The sequence below is a fragment of the Nitratireductor aquibiodomus genome (assembly GCF_900105565.1).
GTDB classification, from domain to species: domain Bacteria; phylum Pseudomonadota; class Alphaproteobacteria; order Rhizobiales; family Rhizobiaceae; genus Nitratireductor; species Nitratireductor aquibiodomus.
Genome location: NZ_FNSL01000001.1, coordinates 98,711 through 116,352 on the forward strand (window position 1 = coordinate 98,711; position 17,642 = coordinate 116,352).

General features: G+C 59.2%; 16 protein-coding genes and 1 tRNA gene. 8 read left to right on the forward strand and 9 right to left on the reverse strand.

The window, feature by feature from the left end; translation table 11 throughout:
* Window positions 1–390: 390 nt before the first annotated feature.
* Window positions 391–2,148, reverse strand: a complete 1,758-nt coding sequence (gene ggt / locus BLW55_RS00480; protein ID WP_090325892.1) for a gamma-glutamyltransferase — start codon at window positions 2,146–2,148, stop codon at window positions 391–393.
* Between the two features lie 132 nt (window positions 2,149–2,280).
* Complete coding sequence (lipB, locus tag BLW55_RS00485; RefSeq protein WP_090325895.1) at window positions 2,281–2,997, reverse strand: lipoyl(octanoyl) transferase LipB; 717 nt, start codon at window positions 2,995–2,997, stop codon at window positions 2,281–2,283.
* 183 nt (window positions 2,998–3,180) lie between these two features.
* Here lipB and BLW55_RS00490 point away from each other — a divergent pair.
* From BLW55_RS00490 to BLW55_RS00500, 3 genes are all read left to right on the forward strand, one after another.
* Window positions 3,181–3,265, forward strand: a tRNA-Leu gene (locus tag BLW55_RS00490).
* A 666-nt stretch (window positions 3,266–3,931) separates the two neighbouring features.
* On the forward strand, window positions 3,932–4,459 hold the full coding sequence (locus BLW55_RS00495) for an anthrone oxygenase family protein (RefSeq protein ID WP_051556153.1): 528 nt from the start codon (window positions 3,932–3,934) through the stop codon (window positions 4,457–4,459).
* A gap of 32 nt (window positions 4,460–4,491) precedes the next feature.
* Complete coding sequence (locus BLW55_RS00500; RefSeq protein ID WP_090325897.1) at window positions 4,492–5,322, forward strand: hypothetical protein; 831 nt, start codon at window positions 4,492–4,494, stop codon at window positions 5,320–5,322.
* A gap of 527 nt (window positions 5,323–5,849) precedes the next feature.
* Here the strand turns inward: BLW55_RS00500 and BLW55_RS00505 are convergent.
* From BLW55_RS00505 to BLW55_RS00515, 4 genes are all read right to left on the reverse strand, one after another.
* The gene (locus BLW55_RS00505; RefSeq protein WP_090325900.1) at window positions 5,850–6,788 is read right to left on the reverse strand and encodes a hypothetical protein; all 939 of its coding nucleotides are present in this window, start codon (window positions 6,786–6,788) and stop codon (window positions 5,850–5,852) included.
* 710 nt (window positions 6,789–7,498) lie between these two features.
* Entirely contained in the window at window positions 7,499–7,663 is a 165-nt protein-coding gene (locus tag BLW55_RS20710; RefSeq protein WP_177174993.1) for a hypothetical protein, read from the reverse strand.
* Window positions 7,664–7,758: 95 nt separating this feature from the next.
* Window positions 7,759–8,697, reverse strand: a complete 939-nt coding sequence (locus BLW55_RS00510; protein ID WP_244508951.1) for a maleate cis-trans isomerase family protein — start codon at window positions 8,695–8,697, stop codon at window positions 7,759–7,761.
* Window positions 8,698–8,776: 79 nt separating this feature from the next.
* Complete coding sequence (locus tag BLW55_RS00515; RefSeq protein WP_143038406.1) at window positions 8,777–9,028, reverse strand: hypothetical protein; 252 nt, start codon at window positions 9,026–9,028, stop codon at window positions 8,777–8,779.
* A gap of 353 nt (window positions 9,029–9,381) precedes the next feature.
* On the opposite strand from BLW55_RS00515, the gene BLW55_RS00520 reads away from it, so the two are divergent.
* Window positions 9,382–10,827, forward strand: a complete 1,446-nt coding sequence (locus tag BLW55_RS00520) for an alanine/glycine:cation symporter family protein (RefSeq protein WP_007007880.1) — start codon at window positions 9,382–9,384, stop codon at window positions 10,825–10,827.
* 63 nt (window positions 10,828–10,890) lie between these two features.
* Here the strand turns inward: BLW55_RS00520 and BLW55_RS00525 are convergent, their stop codons facing one another.
* Window positions 10,891–11,139, reverse strand: coding sequence for a hypothetical protein (locus BLW55_RS00525; protein ID WP_007007879.1), 249 nt, complete (start codon window positions 11,137–11,139; stop codon window positions 10,891–10,893).
* A 607-nt stretch (window positions 11,140–11,746) separates the two neighbouring features.
* Here BLW55_RS00525 and BLW55_RS00530 point away from each other — a divergent pair.
* The 3 genes from BLW55_RS00530 to proX all read left to right on the forward strand — a co-directional run bounded on the left by BLW55_RS00530 (window position 11,747) and on the right by proX (window position 15,052).
* Window positions 11,747–12,997, forward strand: coding sequence for a quaternary amine ABC transporter ATP-binding protein (locus BLW55_RS00530; protein WP_007007878.1), 1,251 nt, complete (start codon window positions 11,747–11,749; stop codon window positions 12,995–12,997).
* Window positions 12,994–13,926 carry an ABC transporter permease gene (locus BLW55_RS00535; protein ID WP_065817647.1) on the forward strand — a complete coding sequence of 311 codons (933 nt, stop codon included), beginning with the start codon at window positions 12,994–12,996 and terminating at the stop codon, window positions 13,924–13,926. The genes BLW55_RS00530 and BLW55_RS00535 overlap by 4 nt, the downstream gene beginning before the upstream one ends.
* A gap of 115 nt (window positions 13,927–14,041) precedes the next feature.
* A complete protein-coding gene (gene proX / locus BLW55_RS00540; RefSeq protein ID WP_007007876.1) occupies window positions 14,042–15,052 on the forward strand; it encodes a glycine betaine/L-proline ABC transporter substrate-binding protein ProX in 1,011 nt (336 codons plus the stop codon).
* A gap of 113 nt (window positions 15,053–15,165) precedes the next feature.
* Here the strand turns inward: proX and BLW55_RS00545 are convergent, their stop codons facing one another.
* Both BLW55_RS00545 and BLW55_RS00550 read right to left on the reverse strand, forming a co-directional pair.
* Window positions 15,166–15,444 carry a hypothetical protein gene (locus BLW55_RS00545; RefSeq protein ID WP_177174994.1) on the reverse strand — a complete coding sequence of 93 codons (279 nt, stop codon included), beginning with the start codon at window positions 15,442–15,444 and terminating at the stop codon, window positions 15,166–15,168.
* A gap of 53 nt (window positions 15,445–15,497) precedes the next feature.
* Window positions 15,498–15,950, reverse strand: coding sequence for a TspO/MBR family protein (locus tag BLW55_RS00550; RefSeq protein WP_090325905.1), 453 nt, complete (start codon window positions 15,948–15,950; stop codon window positions 15,498–15,500).
* A 295-nt stretch (window positions 15,951–16,245) separates the two neighbouring features.
* Between BLW55_RS00550 and mgtE the strand changes: the two genes are divergently transcribed.
* Window positions 16,246–17,607, forward strand: coding sequence for a magnesium transporter (mgtE, locus tag BLW55_RS00555; RefSeq protein WP_090329837.1), 1,362 nt, complete (start codon window positions 16,246–16,248; stop codon window positions 17,605–17,607).
* Window positions 17,608–17,642: the final 35 nt, after the last annotated feature.

Sequence of the window (17,642 nt, forward strand, 5' to 3'; positions counted from 1 at the left end):
ACCCTGACCGGCCCGAGCGGCATCGGGCGCGTCAGGCATGCTTGACGCAAGAACAAAAATAGAACATAAAGGGATTATAAAGTGATCAGGAGGGATAAATGACCGATCTTTTTCAGGATGTCGTCTCGCTCGTTGCCGTCAGCTCCTTCATCATGATGGCCGCCGTGGTGATCGGCGCAATCTGACGTCTACCGGTGCCATGCAGGGCTGCCGGCATCGTCCGAATGAAAAAGAGGCGGGAAGGCCCGCCTCTCTGTCCGGTGCTTTTTCAGGTGCGAAGCGCTCTTGGAGCATTGAACCGAAACGGGAAAACCGGTTTCCGATTATCCCGATACCTCATCAACGGTTTGGGGCGCCTTTTGGGGGGCCGAGTTGGCGCCGCATGGCGACCTAATCTCCCACGGCCACGCCTTCGCGCCGCGGGTCCGCACCACCTTCCAGCCCCTGCGCGGTGATGGTAATGCCGTGCAGGCCGGAGTTGAGATCGCCGATGGACGTCTTGAAGCCGAGTGCGTCGAGGTCGTTCTGCATCTCCTCGGCTCTGGTGCCGGCTTCCAGCGTGTAGGTGCCAAAGCGGTTGGTCAGATGCGGCAGGTCGATCGCCTGCTGCATGTTCATGTCCCAGTCGGTCAGCGCGATGATCGTGTTTGCCACATAGGGAATGATGTTGCTGCCGCCGGGCGAACCAAGCGCATGAAGCGGTTTTCCGTCTTTTAGAACGATGGTTGGCGACATGGAGGAGCGGGGCCGCTTGCCGGGCTGAACCCTGTTTGCCACAGCCTCGCCATCGGCATCGGGCGTAAATGAGAAATCCGTGAGCTGGTTGTTGAGGATGAAGCCCGCCGCCATCTGGCGCGAGCCGAAAGCGCTCTCCACCGACGTGGTCATCGAAGCGATATTGCCATCCCTGTCGACGATCACGAAATGCGAGGTGGAAGGCTGTTCAAGGCTCATCCCGTCCATGCGCAGTTCCACCCTGTCCCATGGAGGGTCGCCGGCGGTCACATCGTCCGGACCAAGCGCGGTCGGGCGTCGGATCAGCTCCGCGCGGGCTTTTAGGTAATCCTGGTCGAGCAGGCCTTTCGGCATTTTGACGAAATCGCTGTCGGCCATGTAGCGGCCACGGTCGGCAAAGGCGAGACGCGTTGCATCGCCGATAATGCGCCAGCTCTCCGGATCGTCAGGCCCGAGACTGCCCAGATCGAATGTCGCGACCATGCCGAGAATTTGCCCGACGGTCAGGGCGCCGGAGGAGGGTGGCCCCATACCGCAGACCTCGAGCCCGCGATAGGGTGCGCACACGGCATCACGCTCCTTGACCTCGTAACCCGCGAGATCGTCGAGTGTCAGAAGACCCGGATTGCCGTGATGCGCTTTCACCGCCGCCACGATTTTCTCTGCGACCGGCCCTTTGTAAAAGCCGTCGGCACCGTATTCGGCAATTCGTTTCAGCGTTGCCGCATAGTCCGGGTTTTTGAGGATAGACCCGACCGCCAGCGCCTTGCCGTCGCTGTCGTAGAAATAGGCGCGGGTGGCCGGTTGCGTGTCGAGGCGTCCCCTGTCGCCCTCAATCAGTGCATGAAGCCGCGGTGTGACGGTGAAACCGCCCTCGGCGAGCCGGATCGCCGGTTCGAGAAGCGTCTGCCACTCCAGCTTTCCGGCGCGCTTGTGGACGGTTTCCATCAGGCGCACCACGCCGGGCGCGCCAACCGAGCGTCCGCCGACCACCGCGTCGAAAAAGGCGAGCGGCTCGCCCTGTTCGTTGAGGAAGAGGTTCGGTGTGGCCGCGGCGGGCGCGGTCTCACGTCCGTCGAAGGTCGTCACCTTGCCGCTCGCCGCGTCATACCAGACGAGAAACGCCCCGCCGCCGATGCCGGAGGACTGCGGCTCCACGAGGCCGAGCACCGTCTGCACCGCCACAAGCGCATCGGCCGCACTTCCGCCCTTGCGCAGGATGTCGAGGCCAGCCTCCGCTGCGAGCGGATTGGCCGCCGCGACCATCTGTTCTTTTGCGTGAACCGTGGTTTTGTCGCTCAGCCCGCTGGCGATCTCGGGCGCGTGGGCGTCCGTCGCCTGCTGAGCGAACGCCCCTTGGGCCATGGTCAGGGAAACAAGGGCAAACGCCCCAAAGGCATGTGATAATCGCATTGTGCGCTCCTCCGTCAGAGCGCCGCCGCATCCGGGACCGGACCGTCGAAACGCTCTCAAGCCTTGAATGGCGCGGCTGCCGGCGATTTGCCGATCGCACCGCGCCTGTTCATGTCGGACCCGTCCCGGACGTCAACGGCTTTCCGCAGGGCCAAACACCTCCGCAAAAGCCGCTTTGAGCGCCAGGTCGAGATCCTCCATCGTCACCGGCAGGCCGAGATCGACAAGGCTGGTGACGCCGTAGCCGCTTATACCGCAGGGCACGATGCCGCCGAAATGAGCCAGATCCGGTTCGACATTGATCGAGATGCCGTGAAAGCTGACCCAGCGCCGCAGGCGAATGCCGATGGCGGCAATCTTGTCTTCAGCGGGCAGGCCGCCGGGCAGGGGCGGCTTGTCCGGTCGCGCCACCCAGACGCCGACACGGTCCTCACGCCGCTCCCCCTTGACGTTGAACCGTTCCAGCGTGGCGATAATCCAGGCTTCCAGGGCAGCGATGAAGGCGCGCACATCCTCGCGGCGGGTCTTCAGGTCGAGCATCACATAGGCGACCCGCTGGCCTGGCCCATGATAGGTGTATTCGCCGCCGCGACCGGTCTTGTGGACCGGGAAGCGGCCATTTTCGAGCAGGTCGGCGCTGTTTGCGCTGGTGCCGGCGGTGTAGAGCGGCGGGTGCTCCACCAGCCACACCATCTCGGCGGCTTTTCCTTCGCGAATGAGGCCGGCACGCTCTTCCATAATGGCGACGGCTTTCTCGTAATCGGTAAGCCCCGGTTCGATTCGCCATTCGACGGGCGGACCGTCCATGCGCGGCAGGAATTCCGTGTCGATCTGGCCGCGTTCGCTCATCGCATCATCCCATCAGGTACTGAAACTGCCCGTCACATATGGAGATAAACCGGCTGCGGGTCCAGTGTGTGGCTTCTGTGGTTTGTCGGTGATTTTTTTCGTCTTTTTGAAGAAGGGCGCTTGTTTCCCCAAATCCGATTTGCTACATGCCCGGTGCCGGTGCGAACCGGCCTCCAGCTGCGTGCGGTCGTGGCGGAATTGGTAGACGCGCAGCGTTGAGGTCGCTGTGGGGCAACCCGTGGAAGTTCGAGTCTTCTCGACCGCACCAAGCTCTCTCCCAAAGAGTATGGCTTTCAATGACTTGGACGCGAAAGTGGCCCATGTCAGACCCATGCTCGGGGCAAGTTGATCCTCTCGATTGCTGATTTGGCCAGCTTCCAGCGCTCCACGCGCCGGGTGTAGGGCGAAAACTACGATACCGTTCACGACTTCTGCAAAGGCCTGTCTCTGCATATCAGGACTCAAACCGTATTCGCCGGATGGGCCGGGCCGAGAGGGTGCTACTTCATCGTCTTCTGCTTTGCGGAGAAGAAAGACGCGGACCTGTTCGCAGCTAAATTCGAGGGCATTCCGTTCGATCCGAAGCGGGATCGAGGGAAGGGGAAGCGCAAGCGGTTCTGGGATAGAAGAACAGCCGATAAGTATCGAAAAGATTTATCAAAATAAAAATCGATTAATACTGACTCACATAACGAAGGGGGCGATCGCCAGCAGGCTCCTTAATAACTACCGCGCAGCTACATGCATTCGCTCCAACCGCTCACAGCTTTCTTTCACAATCGAGTTATCTCATCGCTGCCAGTTGACAAATATGAGGATTGCTCGTATTTCGAAAATGTGAGGATGATTCATATTTGGAGTGCGGTATGAAAGTCGACCTGTGGCTGGATGCGACCCGACGGTCAGGTGTCAGAATATCGGATGGACTCCCCACATGAGAGCAAACCCCAGAAACTTCGAAATTGCCTGGCTGACACTGTCCGTCGTAGCGACCGTAGGCTCGGGTCTCGTTGCTGGCTACATAATAGCGTTCTCTGATGTGGTGGATGGCCTCAGTTGGGTGGAAGCCGGTAAGGCTATCGATGCAATGAAAGCGATGAACGAAGTCGTTGTTCTGAACCCATTGTTTCTTATCATTTTCCTAGGCACACCGGCCCTAGCAATTGTCTTAGCCATAGGCTCAGTTTCAACGTGGGCGTCACCTGCAACATGGGCGACAATCGCGGGAGCTTTGCTCCTGTCGCTGGGGGTTATTGCTGTCACCATGACAGTGCACGTTCCGATCAACTCGCAGCTGGCCGATCTGAACTCCCAAAGTGAGGGGATGGCAGAAGTTTGGAATGATCTGATTGGTCGGTGGGCCACTTGGAATCATGTTCGCGCAATATCTGCCGCACTGGCCTGTTTTGCCTTCGTTTGCGCAGTTATTGCCCGCACGCGCGTCGCTTACGCTGCAGACTAACCTCTTCTCGGTACTCTCGAAAGCACAGCCGAATGACACATCATACAAACTTCGCGTCGTCGAAGCTGACCGTATGGTGGCGAGAATTCGCTTCGTACGAGCCACGCTTTTTCATGACGGGATTGCTGGTCTGGTTGGCCATGCTGCCTACGTTTGTAGTTGCATTGATGGACACGCGAACCATCAATGGCGTCAGCGTATGGGACAAGCCATTAAAGTTTCAGTTCGCCTTCGGGCTCTATTTATTGACGCTCGTCGTCTATGCCAGGTTTCTTCCCGATGATGTTCGCTACCGCAATTGGTACAGGCGCCTGTCAATTGCAGTTGCGTTGTCAGCCTTGGCCGAGGTGGTCTGGACTGCAGGGGCTGGTGCAATCGGTACTGAATCACATTTCAATTCCAGTTTGATTGGGCTCGCAATTTACACAGTGATGGGGATAGCAGCCATTGTAATTGTTTCAGCTTCATCGGTTTATGCCTTTCAAATCGCTCGCAACAAGCGACTGACATTATCGCCGGCGATCATTAGAAGCCTCATACTTGGCTTAGCTATGACTGCGCCGCTCACTCTTGTTACTGCGGGAACTATTATGGATGGGCATTGGGTCGGCGGGTCGAACACGGACGAATCTGGATTGCTACTTTTGGGGTGGGTAAGAGATGGAGGTGACCTAAGGGTCGCGCATTTTTTTGCTACGCACGCGCTGCATTTCGTGCCGGCCTTCGGATTGATTTCCTCAACCGTGCTTGGCAAAGAAAAGACATGGCCGGTAACCGCATTCGCGACCCTCTTTCTCGCCTTCACGCTCTGGACCCTCTTTCAGGCACACGCTGGCCTGCCATTCTTGCCGAGCATCGGCTGAAGGAACAATGCTTAAACGATTGGCGACGAGTTGAACGTCCGCTCGTGGCCACTCTTTGGTCAGCCAGGTTTGTGCGTACTTATCGGACTGAAGATGTATGGCAGCGGTCGCCCGAAGGTATTGATCGAAATTCCAAGACGTCTCAGACTGAAAAGTTCGATCGAAGCACGAAAAGAACATAAGTGGAGAACAGCTATTTGTGTTTCATGCGTCCGGTGCCGGTGTCCACAGGCAACAATTTCTGTGAAGTATTTACGGCCTGGAGTGTGGGGCACCGTGACTGTAACCCCTTCATTCACAATGCGAGGAAAATCGGGTCCATGGGACACCTAAATCCCGAAAAGTATGGGCTTTGAAGCCGATCAGCGAGTCTTCTCGACCGCACCAAGCTCTCTCCCAAAGAGTATGGCTTTCAATGACTTGAACGCGAAAGTGGCCCATGTCAGACCTATGCGCGGGACACGTTGATCCTCTCGAATGCTGATTTGGCCAGCTTCCAGCGCTCCACGCGCCGGGTTCTGCTGCGGCTATTTGCGGCTCCAGCACCTGATATCGACATCCGAAACCCTGCAGCCTTCATACTGCTTGACGATTGCCCAACGACCCCGGCTTACCGTGAATGAGGACCAGTAGTAGCCTTTGAACAGAAATCCGAGGTTCAGGAGCTGGGCCATCGGTCGCATCTTTTTCGACGCTTCAATCTGGGCGTCAAGCTTGTATCGGCAATAGAATGGCCCATCCTTGGTCGACAAACATTTGTCCAGGTCAAGCGAATGAATCTTCAGCTTTGCATCCTTCAGAATCAGGGCATTCGCGATCTGCATGCGAAGCTGAAGGTTCCGATACTCCGCAGCTTCGATCTGCCGCGCGCTCGGGCCGCGCAGCAGGTCTATCTTGCCTGAGTTCGCGTAGCGCTCTTCCTGCGGGTTAGGCGGAGCTTCTTCGGGCTCCCAGGGAATGACGGCGTAGTCTTCATGGAGTGTGCCTTGCTTCACGGCAACCTCCAGCCTGGCGACAGCACCAGGCCCTTTTTGCCCTGCAATGTAGAAGGGAAACTTGACGCGAACCATTTCGCGCGGACAGCGAACACCGGCGGTGCGTACCCGTCCTCGGAAGAATCCGTCCTTTGGGTGAACGCAGAAAGAATAGGGTCCTCGGGACAACGAGTACTGCCCGCCCGCCCGGAAATCTGGATCGAATTGCACGGCGCCGAGGCGTCCCTGCCCATCTATGTAGGCCGCAAGAACCGACATTCTGTCCATTTTTGGCGCTTCACGCTTCCAGCATTTGTGCGGCGTCAATTCCGTCCATCCGCCAACGGCACGGTATGGTGAATTGAAGGAAGATTCCGCATGAGCGATGAAGATCGTTTCCTCACCTGAATTGCACACTTCCAGGTTCAGAGCGGAAACCGGCGCTGTCAGCGCGAGTTGAAACAGAAGTGCAAGAAGAACGAATGCTCTCATACCGTCTCGCCCAAGCCCCATTTAGACTTCGCGAAACGATGGCGGATATCGATCCGAACGCAATTAGTGAAATTGACTTACCAGGTTACCACTCCCGGCCAGAAATCAGGTTTGTTCATCCGCGCCCCATTCGGCGATCATTCAGCGGAAGCGTGCGATCCGACAGCGCCATAGCTGCGATGACATAGTCCGTAGCCAGCGTTTCCATCGCATCTTGAAGAACTTGAGGCGGTCCGGGATTGCCATAATAGAGTGATAGCTGCTTGGGAGTTGTATGGCCATCACCACGATTTGAGGAACGGATACGGACGGCTGAATATACCCGGCCAGTGGCCGGAGCTCTCATTGCGCTCTCTGCCGAGCCTTCTTGCCCGCAATCCGGGATTGCTTTGGGAAAGGCTGTCGTGACGGGATGCAGCGGCGGCGTGCTGGCCGATGTTCGATGACCTGCTCTTTTGCAGGCAACCGGCACGCCATCCCCAGCAATAACTGCCAAACTTAACCTGTGTTAATTTCCGAAATTTGTGTGCGTGCTAACGAGAGTCGTCCCGACCGTTGGGGGTAATGGGGTGGGGCGCTTCACTCTCGTTCATCGATTGAGTGAACAAGGAATCTTCTCTGACTTGCGTCGGGGGAGATTTTTTGTTTGTCCCCAGTTTTCTGTTTATCCATGGAAAACCCGGACAGCGGAGAAAATGGAGCCGGTCAGCTCACACCGCGAGACGGACCGGCGGGACAGGCTGGCTTCGAAGATAAGTGTTGCTGACCACGCGTGACAGAAACTCCACCGTCGCGGTTGAAAGCACCACGAAGGAAATCATGAGGGCCAGTGCGTTCAGAAACTCCAGGAGCATGTCAATCGCTTCGCGCTGCATTTCGTCTGCAGGGTAATCCCCCGAGCCGAGAAACGCTGCATCACGATTTCTTCCCGGTCTTAAGAATTCCAGGCGGCGCCCGCCGCAGCCGGTGGTCAGAAATGGCGAAAAAGCGCGCCATAGCCTGGAAGCGGATCCTCGATGCCGGCCAGCCGCAGGCAGTTCCACATCATCGCCTGGTTGCTCACGACGACCGGCTTGCCGATCTTCTCTTCGAGCGCCTCGACGATCTCAAGTGACCGCAAAGCGCTGCAGCTTATCAGGAGGGCCTCCGCCTCCGGTGTATCGAGACTGGCGGCGAATTCGAGCAGATAGTCGGGCGTGACCCGCACCATGTCTCGGTCGTAATCAAGCCCGAGCCCCGCATAGGCGGTGATTTCGAAACCGGCTTCATCCTGCAGGTAACTCACCACAGTGTCGGTCAGTTCATGTGCGTAGGGTGTGCCGACGGCGATGCGGCGCACCTGCAGGGTCTCCAGCGCCCTGGTCACGCTTCCCATGAGCGAGGTGGCGCGGGCATTCGGCGCGCCCCTGTTCAGTTCCTCGCAGACGCGAAGCTCGCCGACAGCCACGGTTCCGGAGGTGCAGGCGAGGCAGACCACGTCGAGCCTGTCGTCGGGCAGAATGCGCCCGGCGGTTTCGGCAAGGCTTCCGGTGAGTTGGGCAAGCGTAGCGGTGGAGATTTCATGCGGCATGCGTGCTCTGGAGAAATAGACGCCGATCCCGGGCGGGGCCATGCGCACCATGTCCTCTTCCACCAGCTGGTCGTTCGGCAGGAGGACGAAGCCGATCTTGGCGCGTGCGTTCCGTCCGGCGTCGAAGCGCACCGGCGTCTGCACTTCCAGTTTGCGCTGCTGCAAAGGCGTTTTCTCTGGTTGATCGAGCATCTGGCCCTGTTCTTCTACATGTCTTTCACCAAGCGTGAGGATCGCGGCTTTCGAGCGTCCTGCGCCACCGGGCAATCGACGCTGCAGGGTCGTTTTTGCGGCAGCAGTGCGCTTTCCGGGATCGTCATCTGCCGCACAGACATACACGGATTGGCGTGCCGACCCAAATGTCCGGCACGTGTTGCCTCGACTGTGCTGTCTCAGTAAAGGCGAAATGAAGATCCGGTCAGTCGCTCGCGGCAACGGTAGCGCACCAGGCGGTGCGGCGCATGCGGGCAAGCGTGACGATATCGAGCTGCTCGGTTGTTATGGAAGCGATCGCGATTTCCATAAGCGCCAGATGAACCTGCTGATGGCTCCAGCCGCGCTCCCGGGCGGACGATACAATGCGTTTCAGTGCCGGCTCTAACGCGTCTCGGCAGGTCTGCGCCTCGGCGACAATGTCGACCGGCGCGCAGGTCTCAAATGCGAGCGACATGCTTTCCCCCCAGGGAACGTCATTTTTGATCAGGTCGATTTTCAAGCTGAATTGTGCAGGTGAAATAACACAACCAGGCCGTTGGGACGAGTAGGCTAATCGAGGTAGCCCCGTCTGCCGCCCGTGAGCGTTACGAAAGCGTTAAGTGGTCTACACTCCTTGCGCTGTGGCACTTTCAGCGTGATGCGATACAGGATCTTCCTGCGGAAATCGCCTCCCAACCAGTCGGCTTCGGAAGGTGTATTTCTTCTGGTGTGCTGCTTTTGATTGTGGGTTATTCTGTCGCACATGGGCGGTGGAGACAGAGGGGCAGTGGGGACAGTGGTCCATTTGCGAAAAGTGAGGGTGCGACAGTGACTTTCATCGAGAACTTATTTGGCGTTATCGGAGACTTAACCTGGGGGTGGTCGCTGATCCCCATCCTTGTCGTCCTGGGTATTTTCATCACCGCGCTGACCGGTTTCGTTCAGCTCCAGTTTTTCAGACGCATGTTCCGCGTCCTCTCTTCCAAAAATCAAAGCGGAGACCCCAATGCGATCTCCGCGCGTGCGGCTCTCCTCGTTTCCGTTGGCGGGCGGGTCGGCGGCGGCAACATAGCCGGCGTCGCCGTGGCCATCACGCTTGGCGGCCCCGGGGCGGTGTTCTGGATGTGGGCAATTGCGCTGGTGGGCATGGCGACGAGCCTGGTGGAATGTTCCCTGGCGCAGCTCTACAAGCGGCGCGAACCAGACGGCACATTTCGCGGCGGCCCGGCCCGGTCGATCATTCATGGTCTGGGGGCCGAATACAAATGGCTCGCCGTGCTTTATGCGATCTGCCTCATCGCGGCGTTCGCCATCGGCTTCAACGCCTTTCAGGGCAACACGGTCGCCGGGGCGGCGCAGGAGAGCCTCGGCATCGACCGCATGTGGTCTGGCCTCCTGCTGACCGTCATCGCCGGATTCATCGTCTTCGGCGGCATCCGTCGCATCGCCAAGGCAGCGGACATTGTGGTTCCCGTCATGGCGGTCGCCTATCTCCTGATGGCGATCATCATCATTCTCATCAACATCACCGAACTTCCCGGTGTTCTCTATTCGATCGTCATGAATGCGTTCGGTCTCGAGCAGGCCGTTGGCGGCGGCATGGGGGCTGCACTCGCACAGGGCCTGCGCCGCGGTCTCTTCTCCAATGAAGCCGGTCTCGGTTCGGCTCCCAATGTGGCGGCCACGGCCGATGTCCGCCACCCGATCAGCCAGGGCATCACCCAGTCCTTCTCGGTTTTCATCGACACGATCGTGATCTGTAGCTGTACGGCGTTCGTGATCTTATTGGGGGATGTCTACACGCCAGGCGCCGAAGCCATCGACGGCGTTGTTCTGACCCAGCAGTCGCTGGTCTCTCATCTGGGTGAATGGACCCAGTATTTCCTGACCTTCATTCTTCTTCTCTTCGCCTTCAGCTCGATCATCTACAACTACTATCTGGGTGAGAACGCGCTGACGGTGATCAGCGAACACCCGCTGGCCATCAACGCCCTGCGCGCGATTGTGATGGGGATCGTCTTTCTTGGCGCCGTGGCGCCCGGCGCCACCGCGGTGTTCTTCTTCTCCGATCCGATGATGGGCATTCTGGCGCTGGTCAATCTCATCGCCATCATGATGCTTCTGCCCACATGCCTGAGAATATTGAAAGACTTCAGGGAGCAGTTGAGGGCGGGTGTCGAGCGACCGGTGCTCGATCCGGAAAAATTCCCGGATCTCGATATCGACCGTACCGCCTGGACCGGAAAAGTGAGTGACGAAACCGCACGCGCCTGATTGTCGTGCGAAGATTGACGCGTTGAAAGGGCAGGGGATCCTGCCCTTTTTGCGTTTGAAGGTTCAGAAGCCTAGGAGAACGGCCGCCGCGATCGACATCGCCACGGCGAGCGCGGTGAGGCCGACAAACACCCGCGCCCTGTCCAGGAACATGGCGTATCCCGCGCCCCAGGCCGAGGTGCCTGCTCCGAGCGCAAAAAAGAACGCATCCCGCTCTCCGAAAGCCAGCGCCGCAGCCATCAGGCCTCCGATCACAATGGCGCCGAACGTTACGATGGTGGCAGCGGCATAGGCGTCATAGCGGTCGTTCATTCTTCGTCCCTTCAAAGTGCACTGTCAGGCGTCACGCACGCCCACCCGCATGCTTACCACTAGCAGGTCATTTCGACGAAAGAAACGCTTCTGCCCTGAGGAGCGCTCTAGGGTCAGGACCTATTGATATGATCACAATGGCGTTCGATAGACCAAGAGATGCAAGGAGAAGCCCGCAGAGCGGGGTCTTCCCCCCGGTCAAGGGGTTTGACGCGGCAGATCGCCGGTCTATCGAGCGTCCTTCGGATCGGCCTGATTTGCACGGCCTACTTTGTCGCAAGACCTTGAAAGACGTGAAGTCTTCCTGCGGTCCTGCTTCGCGTATCCGCACAAATCAGGCCGACCATTGCGACCATATTAATAGGTCCTGACCCTAATGGGCTGGCGCGGTCGGTTCAATCAGACTGAACGCTGAATTAATTTTCACTCACTGTTGCGATTTGAAATAACGCGGGTTATGTCATTAGCCATGTCTGGTATTTTCACATGACGTGTGAGGCACAATGAAGTCTCACAATGCACCTCAAGCATGCAGGCCTATGTGAAATATTTTGCAGGTGTTCGGCCTGTATTTCATTTTCCATAAAATAATCAACCAAGAGGAATCATGAAACCCAAGCTACGGGTCGAGAATGTTTACAAGATATTTGGAGACTATCCAGAAAAAGCGCTCGAAGGTCTGAAGCAGGACAAGTCCAAGATCGAGATTTTCGAGGAAACGGGGCAGACAGTCGGTGTGCAGGACGTCAGTTTTGATGTCCGCGAAGGCGAGATTTTCGTGGTCATGGGCCTCTCGGGCTCCGGCAAATCGACACTCGTCAGGACATTGAACGGCCTGATTCCGCCCACCTATGGCAAGATCCTGATCGACGAAGACGACGTGGCGAGCTGCTCGGCCGAGCGCCTGCGCAGGGTGCGGCGTGAGAAGATCACCATGGTGTTCCAGCATTTCGCGCTGTTTCCGCACAAGACGGTCGCCGAAAACGCCGCCTACGGTCTGAAAATCAAGGGAGAAGGGGCCGCGTCGCGGCGCCAGAAGGCGCTGGCCGCGCTCGAGCAGGTCGGTCTTGCAGCCTACGCGGACAGCTATCCGGACGAACTGTCGGGCGGCATGCAGCAGCGCGTCGGGCTTGCGCGTGGGCTCGCCACCAATCCCGAGATTCTGCTGATGGACGAGCCGTTCGGTGCGCTTGATCCGCTGATCCGCCGCGAAATGCAGGAAGAGCTCCTTCACCTGCAGAAGAAGCTCAAGAAGACCATCATCTTCATCACCCACGATCTCAATGAGGCGCTGCTTCTTGGTGACAAGATCGCCATCATGAAGGACGGACGCTTCGTTCAGGTCGGCACCGCGCAGGAGATCGTCGACAATCCCGCCGATGACTATGTTGCCGCCTTCGTTGGCGACATCGATCGGGGGCGCGTGTTCGACGCTGCTCATGTCGCCGAGCGTCCGATTACCGTGGAACTCGGGGAGAAGGGGGCTGCGGAAAAGGCGCTCGACCTGATGGAGGAGCACAACCGCAACGCGCTCTATGTGGTCGAAGAGGACCGGATCGCCGGTCTCGTGACGTATCAGGAACTGGCGGTTGCCGCCCGCGAGGAAGGCCGCACCGACCTTTCGGAAGTGCTGGTTACGGAGGTTCCGACCGTTTCGCGCGAGACGCCACTCAACGAGCTCTATGGTGCAGCGAGTGCCGGCTACCCCATTGCCGTGGCCGACAAACGTGGCCGTCTCGCCGGGGTGATCGAGCCGCAGGCGGTGTTTTCCCAGCTCTCGGGCGAGGAGAACGACGATACGGCAGCATCTGTGGATGAAGCCGAAGCCAGCTCCGCACAGAAAGGAGAACGCCAATGATCAGCCCCGCCGATCTCGTTCAGATTCCGCTCGACGACTGGGTAAACAGTTTCGTCCGCGACTTTCTGGTGCCGAATTTCCGGCCGTTCTTCCGGGCGATGCAGACGCCGGTGACGGCGGTTCTAGGCTGGCTCGACGCCTTCTTCCACTGGCTGCCCATGCTGGTTTTCACGGCGGGCCTCACGCTCATCGCCTGGCGCACCGCTGGACGCGGCGTCGCCATCTTCACGCTTGTTGCGCTCGCATTTATCGACATGATCGGCCTGTGGCCGGAAACCATGACCACCCTGTCGATGATCATCACCTCGGTGCTCTTCTGCGCCATTATCGGCATTCCGCTCGGCATCTGGAGCGCGCGCAGTGATCGTGTGCTGTTCGTCGTGCGACCGATTCTCGACATCATGCAGACGATCCCGTCCTTCGTTTATCTGGTGCCGATCGTGATGCTGTTCGGCGTGGGCATGGTGCCGGGCATCATCGCCACGATCATTTTTGCCCTGCCGCCGATCATCCGTCTCACCAATCTGGGCATCCGCAATGTACGGGGTGATCTGATCGAAGCGGCGGAAGCCTTCGGCTCCACGCGCTGGCAGATGCTGTGGGAGGTGCAGTTTCCGCTGGCCCTGCGCACCATCATGGCCGGCCTGAACCAGACCCTGATGCTGGCCCTGTCCATGGTGGTCATTGCTGCACTCATCGGTGCCGGCGGGCTTGGCCTCACGGTCTATACGGGCCTTGGGCGCCTGAATGTGGGCGCGGCCACCGCCGGCGGCATCGGCATCGTGCTTCTGGCGATCATTCTCGATCGCATCACGCAATCGCTCGGCGAGAAAAAAGCCGTGCAGTCGCCTTCGCTCTGGCAGACGCTGCGCTCGATGTTTGCGCTCGGCAAGCCGGGTGACGAAGAAAAAGCGGGCAAGGCCGCATAGGGCACCGTCCGTCTCGCGGGACGCGACTGCGCGTTCCGCTTTCGCGGCAGCGGCCAGGTCCTGACCCCGAACGCTGCCACAGTTCATGAACACGAATTTAAGGAGACTGCTTATTATGACTGGTCTTAAGAAAACCATTCCCGCAATCGCAGCGCTCGCGCTGCTCGGCTCCGTCGCAATGCCGGCGATGGCGCAGGACGGCCCCGGCGCCGGCAAGACCATCAAGATGGCTCAGGCCACCTGGGACACGGGCTGGTTCCACGCCGAAATCTACAAGCAGATGTTTGAAGAGCTTGGCTACACGGTCGAAGGCCCGACCACGCTCGACAACCCGCCCTTCTACCAGGCGGTCGGCTATGGCGATGTTGATCTTTGGGTGAACGGCTGGTTCCCGATCCACGACACCTATCGCCCGGCTTTCGAGGCATCCGCCGAGATTATCGGTGCGGTCGCGGCCGGCGGCGCGCTGCAGGGCTACCTCGTCGACAAGGCGTCGGCTGAGAAGTTCGAGATCAAGACGCTTGACGATTTCAAGCGCGACGAAGTCAAGGAGGCGTTTGACCGTGACGGCGACGGCAAGGCCGATCTCGTTGCCTGCCCGCCCGGCTGGGGCTGTGAAGTGGCGATTGAGGATCATCTGACCGAGTATGACCTCAAGGATCACATCAACGAGATCAAGGCGAGCTATTCGGCTTCGATGGCTGATGCCGTTGCTGCCTATGAGAGCGGTGAGCCGATCCTCTTCTACACCTGGACGCCCAACTGGACCGTCAATGAGCTGAAGCTTGGCGAAGACGTGGTCTGGATCCAGGTTCCCGAAGAGGCAACGGATGAGAACGCCGCTGCCGGCATTGATGCCTGCGTTGCCGATCCATGCGTCATGGGCTTCGAGGCCAACGACATCGTTCCGGTCGCCAACTCCAAATTCCTGGAGGAGAACCCCGCCGTCGCAACGCTGCTCAAATCGGCATCGATCCCGCTTGAAGACATCTTTGCCCAGAACTCGGCGATGAATGACGGCGCCGACAAACCCGAAGACATCAAGAAGCAGGCTTCGGACTGGATTTCTGGAAACCGCGATGCGGTCGACGGCTGGCTAGATGCAGCCCGCAAGGCGTCTGAATAACCCGTTTCATACGGGGCCTCATTTTCCCGGGGCCTTCTGAAACAACTGAACCGCGCGCTCTGACCGGCGCGCGGTTTTTTACGTTCGCAGTTCCAAAGCGCGGGTCGCCGTCCTCACTGAAGCCGGGGCGGGGACGTGTAGATCGGCACATTCAGATTGGGTGTGTTGGGCGTGATCAGGCGCGGAATGTCCCGCTGGCCGCGCATCCATTCCTGATGCTGGTCCTCCTGCATGTCGCGGCTGCGTTCCAGGTCGCGCTGCATGCGTGCCTGCCGCGACCGCTCCGCGTCATGCGCCCACACTTCATCTGCGGAGGCCGGGGCGGCAGCCAGCGCCGCCGCAAGGGCGGTCGCGACCATCAGGATGGTCATGTGTCTGACAGGCAGTCTCATGATACTCATTTAATGTACGCCGGCTTGTTTCGACAGGTTGTCTCAAAAATTTTCTAGTTCAGGAGCAGGATTGCGCCATTGAGCAGACCGGCGAAAAGTACCCAGGCCGCATAGGGCAGGAACACGAGCGCCGAAAGGCGGTCCACGCGCCAGCTTGCGATGATGAAGGCGATGACCGTGGCCAGTAGCAGCAGAATGATCACAAGCGCAGGGCCGATCATGTGCAGCGAAAAGAAGACTGGCGACCAGGCGAAGTTGAGCACCAGCTGCAGCCACCACAGGCGTATGGCGCCGCTTCTGCGGGCGCGCAGCCACAGGCGCGCGCCCGCCACCGCTATCAACATATAGAGCGTCAGCCATACTGGCGCGAAGATCCAGTTGGGCGGGTTGAACGCCGGTTTTGCAAGTGCCTCGTACCATGGGCCCGGTGCTGTCAGATAGCCAATGGCAAGACCGCCGCCGACAACGAGAATGAGGAAAAAGGGAAGGAGGCGAAGAAGCGGCATCTGAAGGTCCGTTGCATATTACTGATTTGCAAACGCTGCCCCTCCTGGAACCAGGCCATGCAGCGAGGCATTAACGTAGCAGGCGGGAATGCGTTCCTGCCCCAGAGAAAGTTCGGGCACATAACCAAAATCTCAAGCGGAATGCACGTCGCCCCGGTTGCCGTGTCGCACAGGCATCTGTATTGCCGGAAGAAGGCTGCGCCCGTTCGCAGAGCTTTAGGCCCCAGCCAGGGAGGTCCATTTGAGCGAGCCGGAAGGACTGAACGAGAACGCCAACGCCGAAGGCGCGGAAGGCATGGGCATCTATGATGCGGATGGTGTGGTTTCCGCACCGTTCCTGGCCCATATCGGCGCGGCGATAGCCGACCGCGATACGATCACGCTCCGCCAGGAAGTCGGCGTGCTTCACCAGTCCGAAGTGGGCGATCTGCTCGAAGCGCTTTTGCCCGACCAGCGCCTCGCGCTCGTCGTGCTGATGGGCGATGATTTCGACTACACCGCGCTGACCGAGGTGGACGAGGCGATCCGTCTCGAAATCCTCGAAAACCTGCCCAATCAGCAGGTCGCACGCGCCGTCGAACAGCTCGATTCGGACGATGCCGTCTACATTCTGGAGGACCTCGACCAGGAGGACCAGGACGAGATTCTGGCCGAGCTTCCCTTCACCGAGCGCGTGCGCCTGCGCCGTTCGCTCGGCTACCCGGAAGAAACGGCCGGCCGGCGCATGCAGACCGAGTTCGTCGCGGTTCCGCCATTCTGGACCGTCGGCCAGACCATCGACTATATGCGCGAAGAGCAGAACCTGCCCGAAAGTTTCTCGCAGATTTTCGTCATAGACCCCACCTTCCGCCTCGTGGGCGCCGTCGATCTAGACCGCATCCTGCGCACCAAGCGCGGGGTGAAGATCGAGGATGTGATGCGCGAGACGCGCCACGCCATCCCGGCCACGATGGACCAGGAGGAAGCCGCGCAGATCTTTGAAAAATACGACCTTCTGTCGGCCGCCGTTGTTGACGAAAACGAACGCCTCGTCGGCGTGCTCACCATCGACGATGTGGTCGACGTCATCCAGCAGGAAGCGGAGGAAGACCTTCTGCGCCTCGGCGGCGTCGGTGACGAGGAACTCTCCGACCGTGTCTGGACGGCCGCACGCTCGCGCGTCCCCTGGCTCATGGTCAACCTGATCACCGCATTCCTCGCCGCTTCCGTCATCGGCCTGTTCGACGATACGATTGAAAAGGTCGTGGCGCTCGCCATCCTGATGCCCATCGTTGCCGGCATGGGCGGCAATGCCGGGTCGCAGACCATGACGGTCACGGTGCGCGCACTCGCCACCCGCGACATCGACATCTACAATGCCGGCCGCATCATTCGCCGTGAAATGGGCGTCGGCCTCCTGAATGGCGTCGTGTTCGCCACGCTGATCGGCGTGGTCGCGGCCACATGGTTTCAGGACTACAATCTCGGCGGCATCATCGCTGCGGCAATGATCATCAACATGTTCGTCGCGGCCCTTGGCGGCATTCTCATCCCGCTCCTGCTCGACCGGGTCGGCGCCGACCCGGCAGTGGCATCAGCCGTATTCGTGACTGCCGTTACCGACGTGGTCGGCTTCCTCGCGTTCCTTGGCCTCGCCACCTGGTGGTTTGGGATTTAGAGCATTTTGAAGTCAGGTGGAATCACCTGACGTCC

Coding starts and splice junctions, on each gene's coding strand:
- BLW55_RS00535 (WP_065817647.1), top strand. CDS start 12,994: ATGATCAGCCCCGCCGATCTCGTTCAGATTCCGCTCGACGACTGGGTA.
- BLW55_RS00545 (WP_177174994.1), bottom strand. CDS start 15,444: ATGAGACTGCCTGTCAGACACATGACCATCCTGATGGTCGCGACCGCC.
- ggt (WP_090325892.1), bottom strand. CDS start 2,148: ATGCGATTATCACATGCCTTTGGGGCGTTTGCCCTTGTTTCCCTGACC.
- BLW55_RS00525 (WP_007007879.1), bottom strand. CDS start 11,139: ATGAACGACCGCTATGACGCCTATGCCGCTGCCACCATCGTAACGTTC.
- BLW55_RS00550 (WP_090325905.1), bottom strand. CDS start 15,950: ATGCCGCTTCTTCGCCTCCTTCCCTTTTTCCTCATTCTCGTTGTCGGC.
- BLW55_RS00515 (WP_143038406.1), bottom strand. CDS start 9,028: ATGTCGCTCGCATTTGAGACCTGCGCGCCGGTCGACATTGTCGCCGAG.
- BLW55_RS00505 (WP_090325900.1), bottom strand. CDS start 6,788: ATGAGAGCATTCGTTCTTCTTGCACTTCTGTTTCAACTCGCGCTGACA.
- BLW55_RS00530 (WP_007007878.1), top strand. CDS start 11,747: ATGAAACCCAAGCTACGGGTCGAGAATGTTTACAAGATATTTGGAGAC.
- proX (WP_007007876.1), top strand. CDS start 14,042: ATGACTGGTCTTAAGAAAACCATTCCCGCAATCGCAGCGCTCGCGCTG.
- lipB (WP_090325895.1), bottom strand. CDS start 2,997: ATGAGCGAACGCGGCCAGATCGACACGGAATTCCTGCCGCGCATGGAC.
- BLW55_RS00500 (WP_090325897.1), top strand. CDS start 4,492: ATGACACATCATACAAACTTCGCGTCGTCGAAGCTGACCGTATGGTGG.
- BLW55_RS00495 (WP_051556153.1), top strand. CDS start 3,932: ATGAGAGCAAACCCCAGAAACTTCGAAATTGCCTGGCTGACACTGTCC.
- mgtE (WP_090329837.1), top strand. CDS start 16,246: ATGGGCATCTATGATGCGGATGGTGTGGTTTCCGCACCGTTCCTGGCC.
- BLW55_RS20710 (WP_177174993.1), bottom strand. CDS start 7,663: ATGCAGCGCGAAGCGATTGACATGCTCCTGGAGTTTCTGAACGCACTG.